This is a genomic window from Cupriavidus sp. CPT47-8839-RL05A, from assembly GCF_058792255.1.
Genome location: NZ_JBYTEG010000002.1, coordinates 318,124 through 338,909 on the forward strand (window position 1 = coordinate 318,124; position 20,786 = coordinate 338,909).

Consider the following 20,786-nt stretch of genomic DNA (forward strand, 5'->3'; position numbering starts at 1 on the left):
CACCAAGGGCAGGGATACACGCCCTGGAAGCACTCTGATTCTGGAGACCGCCATGGACATGGCAGAAATTCAAGTCATCAAGCAGCACCTGATCGATCCCGAGATCTGCATCCGCTGCAACACCTGCGAAGCCACCTGCCCGGTGGGCGCGATCACGCACGACTCGCGCAACTACGTGGTCGATGCCGACAAGTGCAACCTGTGCATGGCCTGCATTTCCCCGTGCCCGACCGGCTCGATCGACAACTGGCGCGCCATGCCGAAGCTGCGCGCCTACAGCATCGAAGAGCAGCTCAGCTGGGACACGCTGCCCGACGAGCTGACGCCCGAGCAACTGGCCGACCTGGCACCCGGCGCCGAGCTGCAGACCGCCGCGCCGGAGATTCCCGCCGCGTCGCCGCTGGCCGGCTCCGGCGAAGATGCCATCAACGGCGCCCGTTACGGCGCCACGGTGCCGCCTTGGTCCGCCGCGCATGCATACACCAACCTGTATGGCGCGAAGTCCGCCAACAAGACCATCACCGCTACCGTGACCGGCAATGTGCGCGTGACCGAAGTGGGCCGCGAATACGACACGCACCACATCGTGCTGGACTTTGGCGCGACCCCGTTCCCGGTGCTGGAAGGTCAGTCGATCGGCATCGTGCCGCCCGGCACCGACGCCGGCGGCCGCCCGCACCATGCCCGTCAGTACTCGATCGCCAGCCCGCGCAACGGCGAGCGTCCGGGCTACAACAACCTGTCGCTGACCATCAAGCGCGTGCTGCAGGACCATGACGGCAACCCGGTGCGTGGCGTGGCCTCCAACTACATGTGCGACCTCCAGGTCGGCGACAAGGTCGAAGTGATCGGCCCGTTCGGCGCCAGCTTCCTGATGCCCAACCACCCGCGCTCCAACATCGTGATGATCTGCACCGGCACCGGCAGCGCACCGATGCGCGCCATGACCGAATGGCGCCGGCGCCTGCGCAAGGCCGGCAAGTTCGACGGCGGCAAGCTGATGCTGTTCTTCGGCGCGCGCACGCAGGAGGATCTGCCTTATTTCGGCCCGCTGCAGAACCTGCCCAAGGATTTCATCGACATCAACCTGGCGTTCTCGCGTACGCCGGGGCAGCCCAAGCGCTATGTGCAGGACCTGATGCGCGAGCGCGCGGCGGACCTGGCAGCGTTGCTGGCGAGTTCCGACACCTGCTTCTATGTGTGCGGGCTAAAGAGCATGGAAGAGGGCGTGGTGCTGGCGCTGAGGGACGTAGCGCAGCAGGCGGGGTTGCAATGGGAGGCGCTGGCTGAAGGGTTGAAGCGGGAGGGGCGACTGCATCTGGAAACGTACTAGACGCAGCCGCGGGCGCGAACCGCTCAATCCGTATCCTGCTGCGCCTTGTGTTTCGATGCCATCTTGTCCTGCTGCGCCGGCGGCACGTTGTCGTAGTGGCTGAACTGGATGGTATAGCTGCCGTGGCCGCCGGTGATGCTGTTCAGCCGTGACTGGTAGTCGTTGAGCTCGGACAGCGGCACCTGGCCGGCCACCACCACGGCGTTGCCGACCGCGGTGCGCGTGCCGTGGACCTGGCCGCGCTTGGTGGAGAGGTCGCCGATGATGTCGCCCATGGCTGTGCCCGGCGCCGTCACCTCGATGTCGACGATCGGTTCCAGCACGCTGGGCCTGGCCTTGAGCACCGCATCGATGAAGGCCTTGCGCCCGGCGGTCGCGAACGCGACTTCCTTGGAATCGACCGGATGGCTCTTGCCGTCATACACGGTTACGCGCACGTCCTGCATCGGGAAGCCCGCCAGCGGGCCGCTGTCCAGCACCTGGCGGATGCCTTTTTCCACGGCGGGAATGAACTGGCCGGGAATCGCGCCGCCTTTTACCGCATCGACAAAGTCGAAGCCCTCGCCGCGCGACAGCGGCTCCACGCGCAGCATTACTTCACCGAACTGCCCGGCGCCGCCGGTCTGCTTCTTGTGCCGGTGATGGCCCTCGGCCTTGCCGCCGATGGTTTCGCGGTAGGCGATCTTGGGCGGGCGCGTCACCACCTCCAGCTTGTATTGCTCGGTCAGCCGCTCGAGCGCGCAGCGCAGGTGGAATTCGCCCAGGCCGAACACCACGGTCTCATTGGTGCCAACCGGATGCTCGACGCGCAGGCACGGGTCTTCCGCGCTGAGCTTGTGCAGCACTTCGGCCAGGCGCTGCTCGTTGCCGCGCCGCGCCGGTTCGATCGCCAGGCCGTAGATGGGGGTTGGAAACTCCAGCGGCGTCAGGTGGATATTGCCGTCCTCGGTGGCGTCGTGCAGCACGGCATCGAAGCCCAGTTCGTCGACCTTGGCCACCGCGCAGATATCGCCCGGGCCGGCCCGTGGGATCTCCTGGGTCTCCTTGCCCTGCAGCCGCAGCAGGTGCGCCACCTTGAACGGCTGGCGCCCGTCGCCGATATAGAGCTGGCTGTCGCGCGTGACTGTGCCCTGGTGGATGCGGAACACCGCCAGCTTGCCGACATAGGGGTCGATCACCACCTTGAAGACATGGGCCAGCACGTGCTTGTCAGGCACGGGCTCGGCGCGCACGGCCTTGCGGTGTTCGCTGCCATCGCCCGTATCGCGATAGAAAAGCGGCGGATTGCCTTCAGTCGGGTTGGGCAGCAGTTGCACGAACACGTCGAGCAGTTCCGTGATGCCGGCGCCGGTGGCGGCCGAGGTAAAGCAGATCGGCACCAGGTGGCCTTCGCGCAGCGCGCGCTCAAATGGCGCATGCAGCTGCTCCGGCGTGATCGCCTCGCCTTGTTCCAGGTACAGCTCCATCAGTTCGGGATCGATCTCGATCACCTGGTCGATCAGCGCATCGTGGGCGGCGGGAACAGATAAAAAATCCGACTCGCCGGCCGGATTGAAGAAGCAGTCCACCACCTGGCTGCCGTTGCCGGCAGGCAGGTTGATCGGCAGGCATTCCTTGCCAAAGGCCTCCTGGATATCCGCAAGCAGCGCGGGCAGGTCGACCTTGTCGCCGTCGATGCCGTTGACGATGATCATCCGGCACAGCTGGCGCGCCTGCGCCCACGCCATCGCGCGGCGCGTGGTCATCTCGATGCCGGTCTGGGCATTGATGACGATGGCGGCGGTTTCCACCGCCGCCAGCGCGCTGATGGCGAGGCCGGAGAAGTCGGGGTAACCGGGGGTGTCAAGCAGGTAGATGCGGGTGTCGCGGTAGTGCAGGTGGGCGGCGGCGGTGGTGAGCGAGCGTTTGTACTTGCGCTCGAGCGGGTCGCTGTCGCAGACCGTGGAACCGCGTTCGACGCTGCCGGGCGTGTGCAGGGCACCGCCCTTGTGCAACAGCGCTTCGACCAGCGAGGTCTTGCCGCACCCCGCGTGCCCTAGCAAGGCGGCGGTGCGGATGGCATCGGGACTATCGTGCATGGTGGCTCTCGTCCGGCAATGGCTGTCCGGGAATTATTGGCCAAATTCGCCGGAAGCGACATACGCGGATGCCCGACTCGGTGCATTGCCTGACGCAAGATGGCTCGCAAGTGGCGAGGCCGGCGCTCGGCCGGCCTCGCTTCGCGTTTCACACAGCTTGCCCGCATTGCAGCAAAGCGTGCGCTGCTGCGTTGCAGCAAGATCAGCGGCGCACGTCGTCGTGGTCGGTCGACACCGCCAGCGCCTGCCAGGCGGCCAGTTCGCTTTCCACCTTGCGGTTCTTCTCGGTGATGCGGTAGACCGTGTCCGAGCCCAGCGGCAGCCGCACCGGCGGGGTTTCGCTGTCGGCCAGGGTCAGCAGCGCTGCCGCCAGCTTGGCCGGGTCGCCGGGCTGCTGGTGGTTGGCCGAAGCCATGTGCTCGCGCATTGCCCCGACCGTATCGGCATATGCGGCGATCTCGGTGCGCACGCGCACCAGCGAGCTGGCATCGAGGAAGTCGGTGCGGAAGAAGCCCGGCTCGACCACGGTGGCGCGGATGCCCAGCGGCGACAGTTCCGCATCGAGCGCTTCGGTCAGGCCCTCCACCGCAAACTTGGTGGCGCCATAGACGCCCCAGCCGGGATACGCGGCGTAGCCACCGATCGACGAAATGTTGAGGATGCGGCCGCTGCGCTGACGGCGCATCTGCGGCAGCACCGCACGCGTCACGGTCAGCACGCCGAACACGTTGGTGGCGAACTGCTGCTCGACTTCCTGTGCGGAGGCCTCTTCGACCGCGCCGAGCAGGCCGTAGCCGGCGTTGTTGACCAGCACGTCGATGCGGCCGAAGCGGGCCACGGCGGCCTCGGCGGCGGCGATCGCCTGCGCTTCGTTGGTGACGTCCAGCGCCACGCCCAGCAGGTTGTCGTGCTCGCCCAGTGCGGCGGTGATGGTTTCCGGGCGGCGCGCGGTGGCGACGACCCGGTCGCCGCGTGCCAGCGCGGCACGGGTCAGTTCCAGGCCGAAGCCGCGCGAAGCGCCGGTGATGAACCAGACCTTGCTGGCAGCGTTGATGGCGGTGTTGGTGGTGTTGGCGGACATGGTGAATCTCCTTTCAGGGTGCTCGGTTTGACTGCGATGTCTGATGGTGGGGGCCACGGAGACCAATTTAGGCCGGCAACGCCCACAACACTAGGCGATGTAATCGCGTTTCAACGACAACCATTAGTTGTGAATGGAAGGCCGGCGCGTCGAGCCGACGAAATCGACATAGCCGAGCGCATGCGGAGCCAGTCCGCTCTTGCGCGCGGGGTGGACACGGTGAAGCTGTAGAGCACGCCCGTGCCGGGATGGCGACGGTCTCGTGCCCGTCCGCCAGTGGCGAGTCGGGCTGGCAGCGCCGGGAAGATCCACTCGCCGGTGGCGCGGTCGCGCGACGCGAGCAGTTGGGGACGGGTTCCGCGCTCCAGAGCGGATAGAGCTGGTCTGAGATCGCTGTTGGTTGGCCTTGGCGTAATGGTTGTCGTCGTCGGCTTGCGCGACAAACGATATTTCCGGCGTTTTCGGTTGAGAAGAATCAAGCGAAAGGGGAGGGAGGGCGTTTGCAGACGTGCTTTGGCGGCGGGGTGCTTGCTGCTGTCGTCGTTGCAAACAAGCGGTGGTGAAGCGGCTCAGGGCACGATCCCGACCAGGCGCGACAGCGATTGCTCCGCGCCCCGGCCCGCCTCCACCACGAAGTCGATGAAGCGCCGGACCCGCACCGGCATCTGGCTGCGATGCGGGTAGTACATGTACAAGCCGACATTGCTGCTGCTGTACCCCGGCAGGATCGCCTTCAGCCGCCCGCTCACGAGGTCGGCGTGGATCATGTAGGCGGGCAGCTGGCCGATGCCCATGCCGGCGCGCACCGCTTCGACCTCGGTTTCCACGTCATTGAAGCTCGCCACGGCAGGCACCTCCTGGTAGATCAGGTCGCCGTCCACCTGCAGTTCCCACGGCACCATGCGCCCGGTCGCGGGGCGGCGGAAGCCCGTGCACTGGTGCTGCAGCAAGTCGTCGAGGGTGGCCGGCTCGGCGTGCCGCGCCAGGTAATCCGGCGCCGCGCAGATGACCAGCGGCAGGTCGCACAGCCGCCGCGCCACCAGGTTCTGGCCGGGGCTGGTGCCGACGCGGAAGCCGACGTCGATCTTGGCTTCCACAAGATCGGTGAAGAGGTCGCTCAGCACCACATCGAAGGTGATGCCGGGATATTGTTCGCGAAAGCCGCGCACCAGCGGGACCAGCACGCGGCTGCCGAGCGACGGCGGAGCGGTCAGGCGGATCAGACCGTCGTCGTCGCTCTTGCTGCTGCGGACCTGCTCTAGCGCTTCGTCAAGCTGGCGCATGCCCGGCGCGGCCAGCTCGAACAGGCGTGCGCCTTCTTCCGTCAGGCTGAGCTTGCGCGTGGTCCGGTGCAGCAGGCGCACGCCGAGATGATCCTCCAGCGTGCGCAAGGCCTTGCTGGCGGCCTGCGGCGTGACGCCCGCTTCCACCGCGGCGCGGTGGAAGCTGCCGGCGCGCACCACGCCGAGGAAGAGGGTGAGGACACGGGCCTTGTCCATGACTGGCAACCAGAGGTTGGGAATGTGGCCATCATAATGCCAGCCGGTAGTACGAAAACAGCAAGGGCAGGCCAGTGCGCAGACTTTTGCTCGACCAGGTGCTCGACGCGGATCGGAAGCTCCCGCACGCGCTTTCCGGTTGCGTGGAACACGGCGTTGGTCACGGCCGGCGCCACGCCCACCAACGCGATTTCGGCTAATCCCTTGACGCCCAGTTCGTTCGTATGCGCATTCACCGGCTGGCCGTTCATGGCCTGTCCGGCGCCCGTCAGCTGCCTCGGCGATTTCATCCATTCCGACGACGCCTTGAACCCTTTGCCATGTGAACAATGTCCCACCACCCAAGGAGACAATCACATGACAAAGCATCCATTCGACCTGAGCGGCAAAGTGGCACTGGTGACCGGCGGCAACGGCGGCATCGGCCTGGGCATTGCCGAAGGGCTGGCCGCGGCCGGCGCCGATATCGCGATCTGGGGCACGAATGCCGCCAAGAACGCTGCCGCCGCCGACCGCCTGGCCCAGCGTGGGCGCAAGGTGCATACCGAGCTTTGCGACGTTGGCGACGAGCAGGCGGTCGATGCTGCAATGCAGCGCACGGTGGCGGCGCTGGGGCGCATTGACGGCTGCTTTGCCAATGCCGGGGTGGGCAGCGGCAACAAGGGGCCGTTCGACCAGATGCCGACCGAGGCCTGGCGCAGGACCATGCGCGTCAACCTGGACGGTGCCTTCTTCACGCTGCGCGCCGCGGTGCGGCAGATGCTGGTGCAGGGCGAGGGCGGGGTGCTGTGCAGTACGGCCTCGGTTGCAGCGATTGAAGGCGCGCCGCGCTCCGAGCACTATGCCGCCACCAAGGGCGGCGTGATTTCGATGATGCGGGGGCTGGCGGTGGAGTACGCGCGCAAAGGCATCCGCGCGCACTCGATCCTGCCGGGCTGGATCAAGACCGAGATGACCAGCGTGGCCCAGGGCAACGATGCCTTCCAGGAAATGGTGCACAAGCGCGTGCCGATGCGCCGCTGGGGCGAGGGCAGCGACTTCGCCGGGATTGCGGTGTACCTGATGAGCCCGGCTTCCGCATACCACACGGGGGACACCTTCGTGATCGACGGTGGCTATACGCTGTTCTGAGCCGGACGTCCGGCAGGTCCAACAGGCCAGACCCGGCCGCCGCCGACCCCATAGGCGCGCTCGTCCGGTTGCGGCCGGACGGTGGCGTGGCCGGTGAAGGCGCCAAGAGCCGGCAGGATGGCGCCATGCGGGCCGAACAGGAAACAGGGCAGGCGCAGGCTGTCTGCGCCTGCGCCGCGCAGGCGGCAGGCCGGATGCAGGTGGCCTGCCAGTACATAGCCCTGTGCAGAAGCGCCGGGCATATGGCATAGCGCGAAGGGGCCCGCCACGGCGGGCTCGACAAGGATGGGAGGCGAAGGCCTGCTATCGCGTTGCCGGCGTCCTCGATGCAGCCGCCCGACCACATTCCTCAAAGCACGTCATCCTTCAAGTGATACCAGTGGTACAGCACGCGCTGCCCCATCCTCCGGAACGGCGCGAACATCTGCGATTCCACCATCTCGCGCACGTTCGGGAACGGCAGCGGCGAGCGGAAGATCGGCAGTTCCGGCAGCGCGGCAGCTTTGCCGGCAATCAACGCCGCCAGCCGCTTGCCGGCCTGCGCGGAGTACATCACGCCATTGCCGCCATAGCCCATGGCGTAGTAGATCGACTGGGCCGGATCCGGCTGGGTGATGCGCGGCATCATGTCGTGGCTGACATCGACCCAGCCCCACCATGAGTAATCGACCTGGATCCCCTGCAGCGCTGGGAATTTGCGGTACATGTCGCCGATCAGCTTGTGCTTGTACTGCTCCTGCGGCGCGTCGTTGCCGGTGATGGCGCTGCGGCTGCCGATCTGCAGGCGGCCGTCTGGCATCAGGCGGTAGTAGTGGCGCAGGATGCGGGTGTCGGTGATGACCTGCGTGGTGCGGAAGTTGCACGCGGCCAGTTCGCTGGCCGTGAGCGGGCGCGTGACGATGGAGTTCGACAGGATCGGAAACAGCCGGTTCTTGAGCTCGCGGTGCAGCGTCTGCGAGGTATAGCCGCCGGTGGCCACACCCACCGCGCGGGCGCGCACGATGCCGCCGGGGGTGCGCAGGTAGTGCACGCCGTTGCGCGTTTCCCAGCCGGTCACCGGGCTGGACGGATGCACCTTGGCGCCCAGCTCGCGCGCGCGGCGCAGGTAGCCGAAGGCGAGCTTGCCGGCGTGGATGCCGATGCCTTCGGGCTCATGCATGGCGCCGGCGGCTTCCTTGTCGTCGACATACTCGCGCCGCACGGTGTCGGCGTCCATGATCCGTGCGTCGTACTTGAAGACTTCGCGCAGGAGCTTGGCCTCCTTCTCCAGCGCCGGCATCACCTTGGCGCGGTGCGCGATATACAGGTGGCCGCCCGGCTGCGGGTCACAGTTGATGTCCTTGATCAGGCCCTTGAAGGTCTCCATGCCGTCGCAGACTTCCTCATGCAGGCGCAGCGCGGTATCCAGGCCGTAGCGCTGGATCCACTGCGAGCGCTTGAGCCGCCCGGACGCGCATTGCGCCTGGCCGCCGTTGCGCGTGCTGCAGCCCCAGCTGACGCGGTTGGCTTCGAGCACGGTGGCCTTGATGCCGTATTCCTGTGCCAGGAAGATGGCGCAGGTCAGGCCAGTGAAGCCCGAGCCGATGATCGCCACATCCACGTCGATGTCGTGCGTGATCGGGCCGTCGTCGGCGGGCGGCTCGCCCGCGGTGCCGATCCAGTAGGTGGGCGCGTACTCGCGGCCGTGGCCGGGGTTGGGGGTGTGCAGCGGGTCGTAGGCGGGGTCGTACGGGCGGGCGGGAGCGGTGGACTGCTCGCCGGCAAGGAGGCTGCGGGGGGCTACGGCTTGCATGGCGCGTCTCCTCGGTCAGGCTGCGGGCGCTACGACGGGCGGGCGATCCTTGCGGTACGCGTTCTTGACCGCGATCTTGCCGTCGCGGAAGGTGAAGACGTCCACCATGCGCGCCTCGATGCGGGCGCCGTCGGCACGGGTGCCGCGGAAGGTGGATTCGCTCACGCCGCGGTCGCCCACGACGAAGTGGTCGCCATCGACCCACTGTGCGTCGGGGAAGGTCTGCCAGGCCAGCTGGAAGCCTTCGCGCACCGCGTCGCGGCCGATATAGCTGCGGCCCAGCAGATCGGGCCCGGCCACGCCGTGGAAGGCGCAGTCATCGGCCATGAAGCTCATCAGGGCCTCGATGTCGTGGCGGTTCCAGGCGTCGTTGAAGGCCTGCAGCAGTTCGATGCCGGCGGCGGTGTTGTCCTTGGACATGGGTTGGTCTCCTGAGTGTTGTCTGCCGGTCCGTGGGGAACCGGCCATGACTCGAGGATAGGGAAGCCGTGCGCGGCGCTGTAGCGCCAGTTCGGGACAATCGCTTGGGCCAGCGGCGGCAGACACCGCCGCGGGCAGGCTCAGGCCGCGGGACGGACCCGGGAAGTGACGGCGGCGATGGTTGTGGCGCCGCTGGCGGTGGCCTGCAGTTCACGCGCCACGCCCGCCAGCACGCGGATGCCGGGCTCGATGCGGTCCAGCGAGATCGACGAGTAGCCCAGCCTGAAGCCGTTGCGCGGCGCGGGCTCGGCCATGAAGAAGACGCTGCCGGGCTCGATCAGCACACCCTGCAGCTCGGCCAGCCGCGCCAGCGCATCGGCATCGAGCCAGGACGGCCCCTCGATCCAGCATGAGGCGCCGCCGGCGATCGGCACCGCGCGGAAGTCAGGCATATGCGTGGCCAGCGCCGCCAGCACGGCTTCGGCGCGCTCGCGGTGCGCGGCCGCCAGCCGGCGCAGGTGCGCGTCATAGTGGCCCAGCGACAGGAACAGCGAGAACGCGCGCTGGATATACGCCGACGGATGCCGCAGCATCAGCCGCCGCGCGCCGCGCAGTTCGGCGATCAGCGCCGCCGGCCCGACGATATAGCCGATGCGCAGCCCCGGCGCCAGGCTCTTGGACAGGCTGCCGACATAGATCACGCGGTTGCTGCGGTCCAGGCTCTTGAGCGTGGGGGTGGGGTCGCCTTCGAAGCGGCTTTCGCTTTCGTAGTCGTCCTCGATCAGCACGAAGTCAGCTTCCTCGGCCTGGCGCAGCAGGGCCTGGCGGCGCGCCAGCGGCATGGTCACGGTGGTCGGGCACTGGTGGCCCGGGGTCACGTAGACATAGTCGCAGGCGCGTTGCGCGTCAGACAGGGTCAGGCCGTCGCCGTCGACCGGCAGCGGCACCAGGTGGGAGGTGTGCGAGCCAAAGATATTGCGTGCGTCCGGATAGCCGGGGTCCTCGATGCCCACCGGCGTGTCGGGGCTGACCAGCAGGTCGGCCAGCAGGTACAGCGCCTGCTGCGCGCCCACGGTCACCACGATCTCGTCGGCGCCGGCCCACACGCCGCGGCGCGGCAGCACGCGGGTGCGGATCTGCTGCACCAGCGATTCGTCGTCGCGCAGGATCATGTCCTGGGCCCAGTCGTGGATGTCGAGCACGCTGAGCGCCTTCAGGCAGCATTCGCGCCAGTCCGCGGTGGGGAACAGCACCGGGTCGTACTGGCCGTAGATGAAGGGGTAGGGGTAGTCGCGCCAGTTGGCGCGCTTGACGATATTGCGCTGCTGCGTGGGGCGGAACACAAAGCGCCGCTCCCAGTCGGGCTCGCCCGAGCGGGCGGGCACCGCCTCGCCGCGCAGCGAGGCCACGCCGCTCACGCGCGTGCCCAGGATCTCCGGGTTGACGAAGTAGCCGCTGCGCTCGCGCGCCACCAGGTAGCCTTCATCGACCAGCTGCTGGTAGGCCAGCACCACCGTGTTGCGCGCCACGCGCAGCTGCGCCGACAGCTCGCGGCTGCTGGGCAGCGGCTCGCCCTGCGGCAGCTGCTCGTCAAGGATGGCCGAGACCAGCATCTGGCGGATCTTGCCCTGCAGGCTCAGGCCCGAGTGGGCATGCTGCTGGAACAGCTGGGACCAGAGGGTGGTGGGAGACTTCAGGCTCATGGGGCGGGGGCGTTGCCTAGACGGCGAAGCGCGCCAGCATACCGCACCGGCGCGCCACGTCAGTCATGGTCAGTCATCAATACTCATGCAGGTCCGGGCGCGGCATCTCCGCCAGCGGCACTACCGGATCCACGCTACCGCGAAACAGTTGCCGCGCGGCGTAGGCCACCAGCAGGATGCCCAGGCTCACCACACCCAGCGCAAGCGGCGTGCGCTGGTCGGGGATGAAGGCCATCGCCACCACGATACCGATCATGCCGACGATCGCCAGGTAGGTGAGGTACGGGTAGCACCACATGCGCACGCGCAGCTGGCCCGGCGCTTCGCGCTCCAGGCGGGAACGCAGGCGCAGCTGCGAGATCGCGATCAGGATGTAGACGAAGATCGCCACCGTGCCGTACGAGTTCACCAGGAAGGCAAACACCGTATCAGGCGAGACATAGGACATCACCACCGCACCGTAGCCGAACAGGGTCGCCACCAGGATGGCGCGCACCGGCACGCCGTTGCGGCTCACGCGGGCCAGCGACTTGGGGGCGTCGCCACGGCGGGTCAGCGCGAACAGCATGCGCGACGAGGCATAGAGGCCCGAGTTGAGCGCCGACAGCACCGCGGTCAGCACGATCGCGTTCATGATCTGCGCGGCCGCCGGCACGCCCATCACGTTCAGCGCGCTGACGTACGGCGTGGCGATGCTGGAGGAGTCCCACGGCACCAGGCAGACCACCAGCAGGATCGAGCCCACATAGAACACCAGCACGCGCGTGATCACCGAGCTGGTGGCCTTGGCCACGGCCTTCTGCGGCTCGGCGGTCTCGGCAGCGGCGATGGTGACGATCTCGGCGCCAAAGTAGAAGCCGGTGGCGGCTACCGCGCCGGTCAGCACCGGGACAATGCCGTGCGGCATGAAGCCGCCGTTGGCGGTCAGGTTGGCCACCTGCATGCCATGGGAGCCCGGGGCCAGGCCCAGCACATAGACGCCGGCGACGAACAGGAACACCATGATCGCGGCGACCTTGATCGATGCGAACCAGAACTCGAACTCGCCGAAGGACTTGACCGACACCAGGTTGGTCAGCGTCAGCATCACCAGCAGCACCAGGCTGATGATCCAGTTGGGCACGTCGGGCAGCCAGTAGCGCACCAGGTCGGCACCGGCCACGGCTTCCAGCGCCACCACGATGACCCAGAAATACCAGTACATCCAGCCGGTCAGGAAGCCGGCCAGGTTGCCCACCGCCGGGCGGTCGCGCCAGGCTTCGCGTGCATACTCATAGAAACCGCCGCTGCCAGGCATGGCGCAGGCCATCTCGCCCAGCATGCGCATCACCAGCACCACCAGCAGGCCGGTGATCAGGAAGGAAAGGACCGCGGCGGGGCCGGCGGACTTGATGACGACGCCGCTGCCGACAAAGAGGCCCGCGCCGATCACGCCACCCAGCGCGATCATGGTCATGTGGCGTTGCTTCAGGCCGTGGGATAGCCCGTTGCCGGACTCTGGTTGTTGGATCATGTTGTGTCTCCTGTGCTGCGCTTGCTGTCGGTACTGCGTTGCAGCCAGTACAGCGTTTAAGGCAGGCGCCACGGCTTCTCTTCGGTATAGGCGGCAGGGCAGTAATTGCCAGCCTGGGGCCGTGGTCGGTCAGTATTTGCAATCCCGGGGAGGGAAGGCCTATCCGTACATGTCGACTTGTCTCCGGTGATCGCTTAAAAAATTGGAACCATAAGTTCCGAAAAATTGTTCTTTCACTGGAATGTAGGCCGTTCGCGGGGGAAGGTCAACCAGAAGTTTCGATAATTGATATGATTTGACTCTGAAAATGAAACTTACCTATGATGGAGCCAGGCATGAACGATATGCGCCTCGCCAAAAGTGACGCCAAGCCGGATGGAGACACGCCGGCACTGCGTTTGTTCGGCCTGCTCGAAGTCATCGCGGAGAAGGACCAGTCCTTCAACCTGCAGGCGCTGGTGGAAGAAACCGGACTGCCCAAGCCCACGCTGCACCGCATGCTGCAGCAGCTCGAGGCCGCGGGCCTGATCCAGCGCAACGGCGACGGGCGGCAATACGGCACCGGCCTGCGGCTGCGCCGGCTGGCGGAGAACCTGTTGCTCAACAGCACCTCGCACGGCGCGCGCCACATGGTGTTGCGCCGGCTGGTGGAAGAGGTGGGCGAGAGCTGCAACCTGACCGCGTTCTCCGGCGGCGAGGTGCTGTACCTGGACCGCGTGGAAACGGCGGCGCCGCTGCGCTTCTACCTGCATCCGGGCTCGCGCGTGCCGGCGCACTGCTCGGCCACGGGCAAGCTGTTCCTGGCGCAGCTGGCGCCGGCGCAGCGCCAGCGGCTGCTGGCCAACGTGGAGCTGGAACGCTACACGCAGAACACGCTGACCGACCACGCGCAGCTGGAAGCCGAACTGGAGCGCGTGAAGCGCGACGGCTACGCGATGGACGATGAAGAGTTCCTGCCGGGGCTGGTCTGCATCGGCGTGCTGGTGCCGGCCGTGGACGGCGGCAAGTCCAACCTGGGGCTGGCGCTGCAGGCCCCGGTGATGCGCGTGACGCGCGACAAGGTGCTGCAGTTGCTGCCCGCGCTGCAGCGTGCGGCGGGCGCGCTGGCGGCGATCGAGGCCGACAGCGCCGGCAACTGGCAGGGCGGCGCGGAAGAGGACGAATAGCGCGCACGGCGTCACGCGGATTGCTCCGCTTGCCGCAGTGCCGATGGCATGGCAGCAAGCAACAAGGAGCATGAGGTGACGCAAGACCAGTTTGGCAAGCCGGACCGGATGATTCCGGTGCGCAGCGCGTTTGGCATCGATTCCGGCCTGATGGTGCCGGCCTTCAGCCAGCGCGACGACCACGTGCCGGAGATCGATCCGGCCTACCGCTTCCAGCCCGAGGTGACGCTGGCAATCCTGTCCGGCTTCATGCGCGACCGGCGAGTGATGGTGCAGGGCCTGCACGGCAGCGGCAAGTCGACCCATATCGAGCAAGTCGCCGCGCGGCTGAACTGGCCTTGCGTGCGCGTCAACCTGGACGGGCATATCAGCCGGCTGGACCTGGTCGGCAAGGACGCCATCGTTATCCGCGACGGGCGCCAGGTCACCGAATTCCAGGAAGGCATCGTGCCGTGGGCGCTACAGCGCCCGGTGGCGCTGATCTTCGATGAATACGACGCAGGCCGGCCCGATGTGATGTTCGTGATCCAGCGCATCCTGGAGCGCGACGGCAAGTTCACGCTGCTGGACCAGAACCGCGTGATCCGCCCGCATCCGTCTTTCCGCTTGTTTGCGACCTCCAATACCGTCGGCCTGGGCAACGTCAACGGCCTCTACCACGGCACCCAGCTGCTCAACCACGCGCAGATCGACCGCTGGAACGTGGTCGCTACGCTGGACTACCTGCCGCATGAAGAGGAGGCCGGCATCGTGCTGGCGCGCGTGCCGGAGCTGGACCACGACGCCGGGCGCGCGCTGGTCGATGCGATGGTGGCGCTGGCCGGCCTCACGCGCCGCGGGTTTGCCGCCGGCGATGTGTCGGCGCTGATGTCGCCGCGCACGGTGATCAGCTGGGCCGAGAACTGCCAGATCTTCCGCGACCCCGCGCTCGCCTTCCGCCTGACCTTCCTGAACAAGTGCGACGAGGCCGAGCGGCCGGTGGTGGCCGAGTACTACCAGCGTTGCTTCGGCCACCTGCCGGGTGAGGCCGCCGGCGTGAGCGCCGAGTCGGAGCCCGCGCGATGAGTGCGGGCACGGTCGCGCAGCAGTTGCGCCGGCGCCAGCGGCAGGATGCGCTGTCCGGTGCCGCGGTGCGCGCGATCACCGGCGATGCGGCGCTGCATTTCCGCGACGGCCAGCTCTGGCGCGCGATGCGCCCGGTGCCGCAGCATGCGCCGCACTTGCGCACGGACCTGGAAACCGACACCGCCACCTGCCTGCGCGGCGCGGCCGATGGTGCCGCGCTGCGCCAGGCGCATTCCGACGCCGCGCTGCATCGGCAGCTGTGCCCGGCCGATCCGGTCGAGCGCCTGGTCTTCGAACTGCTGGAGCAGCTGCGTTGCGAGACCCGCCTGCCGCGCGGCATGGCCGGCGTGGCGGCTAACCTGCGCCACCGCTTCATGGCGTGGTCGCGGGCCTTCCATCGCTCCGGGCTGACCGAGGGGCATCTCGGCATCCTGCTCTATACCGTGGCGCAGGTGTCGTGGTCGCGCCTGACGGGGGAGCCGGTGCTGGAAGAGACCGAAGACCTGATCGAGGCCACGCGCGCCGCCATCGTGCCGGTGCTCGGCACCTCGCTGGCCGGCCTGCGCGCGCAACGCCACGACCAGGCCGCCTACGCCGCGCACGCACTGGCGCTGGCGCGCGCGGTGGCGCAGATGATCCGTACCGAAGCCCCGCTTGCCGGCGAAGACGACGACAACTTAGCCTCGGCCGCGCGCGCCGGGTTTGCGCTGTGGCTGGATTTCGACGAACCGCCTGCGGAAGACTTTGCACTGGCCGACAGCGGCCACAGCCGCGTGCTGGCTGACGCCACCGACGGTTACCGCGTCTTCACCGCCCGCTACGACCGCGAAGTGCGCGCCGCCACGCTGGTGCGCCGCGCCTTGCTGGACGAGTACCGCACGCGGCTCGACGCACGCATCGCGCGCGCGGGCGTGAACGTCGCCCGGCTGGCGCGCCGGCTGCGCGCCGCGCTGTCGCAGCCGCGCGTGGACGGCTGGTCCTTCGGCGAGGAAAGCGGCCGCATCGACGGCCGCCGCCTGGCGCAACTGGTCAGCTCCCCCGCCGAGCGCCGGCTCTTCCGCCTGGAAGCGCACAAGGCCCATGCCGACTGCGTGGTCGCCTTCCTGATCGATTGCTCGGGCTCCATGAAGGCGCAGGCCGAGCCGCTTACGCTGCTGATCGACATGCTCACCCGCGCGCTCGACCAGGCCGGCGTGGCCACCGAGGTGCTCGGCTTCACCACCAACGCCTGGAACGGCGGCCGCGCCCGCGCCGACTGGCTCGCGCGCGGCCGCCCGCAGCACCCTGGCCGGCTCAACGAGACCTGCCATATGGTGTTCAAGGACGCGCAGCGCAGCTGGCGGCGCGCGCGCACCGACATCGCCGCGCTGCTCAAGGCCGACCTGTTCCGCGAAGGCGTGGACGGCGAGGCGGTGGAGTGGGCATGCGCGCGGCTGCACGCCACCGGCAAGGTGCGCCGCATCCTGGTGGTGGTGTCCGACGGCAGCCCCATGGATACCGCGACCGGGCAGGCCAACGACGCTTGCTACCTGGACAACCACCTGAAGGCCGTGGTGGCGCGGCACGAGGCGCTGCGGGATGTGGAAGTGCTGGGGCTGGGGGTGGGGCTGGACTTGAGCCCCTACTACCGGCACACGCTGGCGCTGGACCTGTCGCAGCCGGTGGATATGGCGATGCTGGATGAGGTGGCGGGGCTGGTGGGGGCGAGAAGACGCTGAGGGGCGGTGAGGGCGCGGACACGCATCAGTGTGCGCTGTCCGATATTTCGCGATGTACGCGTAACGTGTACATCGCACGGAACACGTACAGCGGCAGCCGCCGTTACATCACCCACCCCACCACCGCCGGCAGCATCAGGCTGACCCCGATCCCGATCAGCACGCCAAACGCAAGGCGTCGCGTCGTCATCGGCGAGAACGGCGGCGGGAAACGCCGCCCCAGCAGCGTGGCGATCACCACCACCGGCACGGCGATGGCGGCCTGCATGCACACGGCGGCATCGAGCTGCCCCTGCCAGGCCGAGAACAGCGTGCGCACGGTTGAGGTCACGGTAAAGACCAGGATCAGCGCGCAACGGATTTCAACCGGCTTCATCGGCTGCCGGTAGAACTGGAAAATCAGTGGCGGGCCAGAGACACCGAACATGCCGCTCAGCAGTCCGCCGAAGACCCCGCTCATGAAGAAGGTGCCATCACCGGAGCGTTGCGCCAGCGGCGCGGGCTTGAGTGCGGCGCTGAGGCCGCCATACAGGATCACGGCGCCCAGCAGCAGTTGCAGCAGGGTGGCTGCGCTGGAACTCAGGTACTCCAGCACCAGCACGCCGACCACTACCGACGGCAGGATGCCGATGGCTGCCGCGGCGACGGCGCGCCAGTCGATATGCTGCAGCTTGCCTGGCAGCGCGCAGGCGCTGTTGGCCAGCGTGACCAGGCTCACCACCGCGGCCACGGTGGCCACGGGCGCCAGCCCCAGTCCGCTGGTGACGCCCATCACGATCATGCCAAGGCCAAAGCCGGTCACCGTCTGGAAATAGGTGCCGGCACCGAGCAGGGCCTGCAGGCCCAGCAGCGGCAACAACAGTTCTGCTTTCATGCCGCCGCCTGCTCGCCCTTGCCGGCCTGTTCCGCGGTGGCTTGCGCCTGGACCACGGTGACGGCGATGACGTGGAACACATCGTCCGCGCTGCAGCCGCGCGAGAGGTCGTTGGCGGGCTTGTTCAGCCCCTGCAGCATCGGCCCGATGGCCTTGGCGCCACCGACCCGCTCGGCCAGCTTGTAGCCGATATTGCCGGCTTCCAGGCTGGGGAACACCAGCACGTTGGCGTGGCCGTTCACCTGCGAATGCGCGACCTTGCGCGCGGCGATCTCGGCGACGATGGCGGCGTCGAGCTGCACGTCGCCATCGATGGCCAGGCCCGGGCGTTGCGCGCGCACGCGCTCGGTGGCTGCCACCACCTTGTCCACCGCCGCATGGCTGGCGCTGCCGCTGGTCGAGAACGACAGCATGGCCACGCGCGGCTCTTCCATCAGCAAGGTGCGTGCGCTGTCGGCCGCGGCCATGGCGATATCGGCAAGCGCATCGGCATCCGGATCCACCACCAGCCCGCAGTCGGAGAAAATCAGCCCGCCCTTGAGCGTGTGGAAAGGCTCGCACAGCATCATCAGGAAGAAGCTCGACACCAGCCGGAAGCCGGGTGCCAGCCCGATCAGCTGGATCGCGTTGCGCACCACGTCGGCGGTGGTGTGGTCGGCGCCCGCCACCGAACCGTCGGCGTGTCCGAGCCGCACCATCAGGTTGGCGAAGCACAGCGGATCGAGCACCGCGCGCTTGGCTTCATCGAGCGTCATGCCCTTCTTCTGGCGCAGCGCAAAGAGTTGCTGCGCGAACGAGGGCGTGAGCGCCGAGGTCGATGGATCGACCAGCGTCATGCCGTCCAGCCCGATGCCGTGGATGGCCGCGGCGGCGTTGATCTGGCGCGTGTTGCCGACCAGCACGATGCGCGCGATGCCTTCCTGCGTCGCGCGCTGCGCGGCCTGCAGGATGCGCGGGTCTTCGGCCTCGCACAGCACGATGCGGCGAGGCGCGGCGCGGGCGCGGTCGATGATGCGGAGGATGGCTTTCATGGTCGGATGGTTTCAGAAACGGAAAAAAGGGCCGGAGCCCTTGTCATGCTTGCGGTTTGCTCCCCTCTCCCGCTTGCGGGAGAGGGGCAGGGGGTGAGGGCAGGCGGTGGCATGCCACCAGGCGGAACTTCGTGGAGATCCCCGCCCTCACCCCAACCCTCTCCCGCAAGCGGGAGAGGGAGCAAACCGATTGCAAGCGGGGCGCCTGTACAGGCTCAGACTCAGACGTAGTCCTTGTACTTGTCCAGGTAACGCACCGGCTTGGCCAGCGCATCGCGGCGGAACGGGTCGCCCAGTTCACGCGTGCACATGATCTCGATGATCGTGGTCTTGCCATGATTCATCTGCAGGTCGATGGCGCGCTTCAGGGCCGGGCCGACATCTTCCAGCCGATCCACCACGATGCCTTCCGCACCCATCGCCTTGGCGATTTCGGCAAAGCTCTGGTTGTCCAGCTCGCCTGCGACAAAGCGGCGGTTGTAGAAGTCCACCTGGTTCTTCTTCTCCGCGCCCCACTGGCGGTTGTGGAACACCACCGCGGTCACCGGGATGTTGTGGCGCACGCAGGTCATGGTTTCCATCAGGCTCATGCCCCAGGCGCCGTCACCGGCGTACGACACGGCCGGGCGGTGCGGTGCCGCGACCTTGGCGCCGATGATGGTCGGGAAGGCGTAGCCGCAGTTGCCCCAGCTCATTGCCGCGAAGAAGCTGCGCGGCTTCTCGAAGCGCAGGTAGCTGTTGGCCACCGAGTTGATGTTGCCGATGTCGGTGGACACCATCACATCTTCCGGCATGGCCTTTTCCAGCTCGCGCAGCACCTGGCGCGGATGCAGGTAGTGGCCGCCGGTGGGCGTGCGCTCCTGCTTCTGCTCTTCGATCATGTCCAGGCTGTACGGGTCGCGCTCATGGGTCCAGTCGTCCAGCTCCTTCTCCCACGCGGCCTTTTCGTTGGCGATTTCGGTGGCGCGGGCCTCGCGGCTGGCATCGCAGGCCAGCGTGCGGCCGGCCAGGCGCTGGCTCAGCGCGACCGCGGCGGCCTTGGCGTCGCCGCAGATGCCGACCGAGATCTTCTTCACCAGGCCCAGCATCTTGTGGTCGGCGTCGATCTGGATGATCTTGGCGTTCTTCGGCCAGTAGTCCATGCCGTGCTGCGGCAGCGTGCCGAACGGCCCCAGGCGCGAGCCCAGCGCGATCACCACGTCGGCGCGCGAGATCAGCTTCATCGCCGCCTTCGAACCCTGGTAGCCCAGCGGGCCGCACCACAGCGGGTGGCTGGCCGGAAACGAGTCGTTGTGCAGGTAGCTGTTGACCACCGGCGCGCCCAGGCGCTCGGCCAGGGCCTTGCACTCTTCGATCGCATCGGCCATCACCACGCCGCCGCCCGAGATGATCACCGGGAACTTGGCGTTGGCCAGCAGCTCGGCCGCATCGTTCAGGCTCTGCTCGCCGCCGGGGCCGCGGTCGAGGCGGCGCGGCTGCGGGATCTCGACGTTGACCTTGCCGTAGAAGTGGTCACGCGGGATGTTCAGCTGGGTCGGGCCCATTTCCGCGGTGGCGCGGTCGAAGCAGCGGGCGGTGAACTCGGCCATGCGGGCCGGGTTGGTGACGTGGCCCTGGTACTTGGTGAACTCCTGGAACATCGGCAACTGGTTGGCTTCCTGGAAGCCGCCCAGGCCGATGCCCATGGTGCCGGCCTCGGGCGTGACGATCACCACCGGGCTGTGGGCCCAGTAGGCAGCGGCGATCGAGGTCACGCAGTTGGAGATGCCGGGGCCGTTCTGGCCGATCACCACACCGTGGCGGCCCGACACGCGGGCGTAGCCGTCGGCCATGTGGCCGGCGCCTTGTTCGTGCACCACCGGGATCAGGCGGATGCCCGCCGGCGCGAAGATGTCCATCGCATCCATGAAGGCCGAGCCCATGATGCCGAACATGTCGGTCACGCCGTTGGCGGCCAGCGTTTCAACGAAGGCTTCCGACGGGGTCATGGTCTGCGGGCCGGCCGGGACCTGGCTCTCCTTCGCGGCGGCCGAGCCACCGGAAACGGCGGGATTCGAGGTGGTATCGAGGTCGCGCATGGCGTTGTCTCCTGATGAGGGTCTTATAAAGTGGAACAGGGCGTTCCGGAAAATTGCTTGTTGGGGGAAATGTAGGCGGAAGACTTCGGTTGGTCAATAGGAAGTTTTGGTTTACGGAATGAAATTGATGAAAAATTGAGACAAGATGCGGTTTTGAGTGCCTTGTACGGCATTTATAGGGGTCGGTTGGCCGTTCCAGAGCGGCGACGGAAGGTGCGCCGCGGGCGAGGGCTCACCTGCGGTGGAGGAAACAAGGGGGAGGAGGGGCAGGCGTGCGGCACTCGGATGGCTGCGTGCCGGCCTG

Annotated in this window: 15 protein-coding genes; 5 read left to right on the forward strand and 10 right to left on the reverse strand. The window is 67.6% G+C overall.

The features are described from left to right. Positions 1–52: 52 nt before the first annotated feature. Entirely contained in the window at positions 53–1,333 is a 1,281-nt protein-coding gene (gene boxA, locus AC3WVS_RS03540) for a benzoyl-CoA 2,3-epoxidase subunit BoxA (RefSeq protein WP_492317404.1), read from the forward strand. 23 nt (positions 1,334–1,356) lie between these two features. Here the strand turns inward: boxA and fusA are convergent, their stop codons facing one another. The 3 genes from fusA to AC3WVS_RS03555 all read right to left on the reverse strand — a co-directional run bounded on the left by fusA (position 1,357) and on the right by AC3WVS_RS03555 (position 5,991). Next, entirely contained in the window at positions 1,357–3,411 is a 2,055-nt protein-coding gene (fusA, locus tag AC3WVS_RS03545; protein ID WP_492317405.1) for an elongation factor G, read from the reverse strand. A 202-nt stretch (positions 3,412–3,613) separates the two neighbouring features. After that, complete coding sequence (locus AC3WVS_RS03550) at positions 3,614–4,492, reverse strand: oxidoreductase (protein WP_492317406.1); 879 nt, start codon at positions 4,490–4,492, stop codon at positions 3,614–3,616. A gap of 569 nt (positions 4,493–5,061) precedes the next feature. Continuing rightward, positions 5,062–5,991 carry a LysR family transcriptional regulator gene (locus AC3WVS_RS03555; RefSeq protein ID WP_492317407.1) on the reverse strand — a complete coding sequence of 310 codons (930 nt, stop codon included), beginning with the start codon at positions 5,989–5,991 and terminating at the stop codon, positions 5,062–5,064. Positions 5,992–6,348: 357 nt separating this feature from the next. Between AC3WVS_RS03555 and AC3WVS_RS03560 the strand changes: the two genes are divergently transcribed. After that, complete coding sequence (locus AC3WVS_RS03560) at positions 6,349–7,122, forward strand: SDR family NAD(P)-dependent oxidoreductase (protein WP_492317408.1); 774 nt, start codon at positions 6,349–6,351, stop codon at positions 7,120–7,122. A gap of 349 nt (positions 7,123–7,471) precedes the next feature. Here the strand turns inward: AC3WVS_RS03560 and AC3WVS_RS03565 are convergent, their stop codons facing one another. The 4 genes from AC3WVS_RS03565 to AC3WVS_RS03580 all read right to left on the reverse strand — a co-directional run bounded on the left by AC3WVS_RS03565 (position 7,472) and on the right by AC3WVS_RS03580 (position 12,550). Further along, the gene (locus tag AC3WVS_RS03565) at positions 7,472–8,914 is read right to left on the reverse strand and encodes an NAD(P)/FAD-dependent oxidoreductase (protein WP_492317409.1); all 1,443 of its coding nucleotides are present in this window, start codon (positions 8,912–8,914) and stop codon (positions 7,472–7,474) included. A 15-nt stretch (positions 8,915–8,929) separates the two neighbouring features. Beyond that, entirely contained in the window at positions 8,930–9,334 is a 405-nt protein-coding gene (locus tag AC3WVS_RS03570) for a nuclear transport factor 2 family protein (protein WP_492317410.1), read from the reverse strand. A gap of 140 nt (positions 9,335–9,474) precedes the next feature. Beyond that, positions 9,475–11,037 (reverse strand): MocR-like pyridoxine biosynthesis transcription factor PdxR, encoded by a 1,563-nt coding sequence (pdxR, locus tag AC3WVS_RS03575; RefSeq protein ID WP_011617530.1) that lies wholly within the window; start codon positions 11,035–11,037, stop codon positions 9,475–9,477. Positions 11,038–11,113: 76 nt separating this feature from the next. Further along, positions 11,114–12,550 (reverse strand): amino acid permease, encoded by a 1,437-nt coding sequence (locus AC3WVS_RS03580; protein WP_492317411.1) that lies wholly within the window; start codon positions 12,548–12,550, stop codon positions 11,114–11,116. A 335-nt stretch (positions 12,551–12,885) separates the two neighbouring features. Here AC3WVS_RS03580 and AC3WVS_RS03585 point away from each other — a divergent pair, with 335 nt between their 5' ends. The 3 genes from AC3WVS_RS03585 to AC3WVS_RS03595 are packed head-to-tail and all read left to right on the forward strand — an operon-like array spanning position 12,886 to position 16,499. Beyond that, the gene (locus AC3WVS_RS03585; protein ID WP_492317412.1) at positions 12,886–13,716 is read left to right on the forward strand and encodes an IclR family transcriptional regulator; all 831 of its coding nucleotides are present in this window, start codon (positions 12,886–12,888) and stop codon (positions 13,714–13,716) included. Positions 13,717–13,764: 48 nt separating this feature from the next. Then, positions 13,765–14,781, forward strand: coding sequence for an AAA family ATPase (locus AC3WVS_RS03590; RefSeq protein WP_492317413.1), 1,017 nt, complete (start codon positions 13,765–13,767; stop codon positions 14,779–14,781). Continuing rightward, on the forward strand, positions 14,778–16,499 hold the full coding sequence (locus AC3WVS_RS03595) for a cobaltochelatase CobT-related protein (protein ID WP_492317414.1): 1,722 nt from the start codon (positions 14,778–14,780) through the stop codon (positions 16,497–16,499). Before AC3WVS_RS03590 ends, AC3WVS_RS03595 begins: the two co-directional genes overlap by 4 nt. A gap of 103 nt (positions 16,500–16,602) precedes the next feature. On the opposite strand, the gene AC3WVS_RS03600 is transcribed toward AC3WVS_RS03595, so the two are convergent. From AC3WVS_RS03600 to xsc, 3 genes are all read right to left on the reverse strand, one after another. Further along, a complete protein-coding gene (locus AC3WVS_RS03600; protein ID WP_492317415.1) occupies positions 16,603–17,373 on the reverse strand; it encodes a TSUP family transporter in 771 nt (256 codons plus the stop codon). After that, positions 17,370–18,404, reverse strand: coding sequence for a phosphate acetyltransferase (pta, locus tag AC3WVS_RS03605; RefSeq protein ID WP_492317416.1), 1,035 nt, complete (start codon positions 18,402–18,404; stop codon positions 17,370–17,372). The genes AC3WVS_RS03600 and pta overlap by 4 nt, the downstream gene beginning before the upstream one ends. A gap of 221 nt (positions 18,405–18,625) precedes the next feature. After that, on the reverse strand, positions 18,626–20,392 hold the full coding sequence (gene xsc / locus AC3WVS_RS03610; protein ID WP_492317442.1) for a sulfoacetaldehyde acetyltransferase: 1,767 nt from the start codon (positions 20,390–20,392) through the stop codon (positions 18,626–18,628). Between the last annotated feature and the right edge of the window lie 394 nt (positions 20,393–20,786).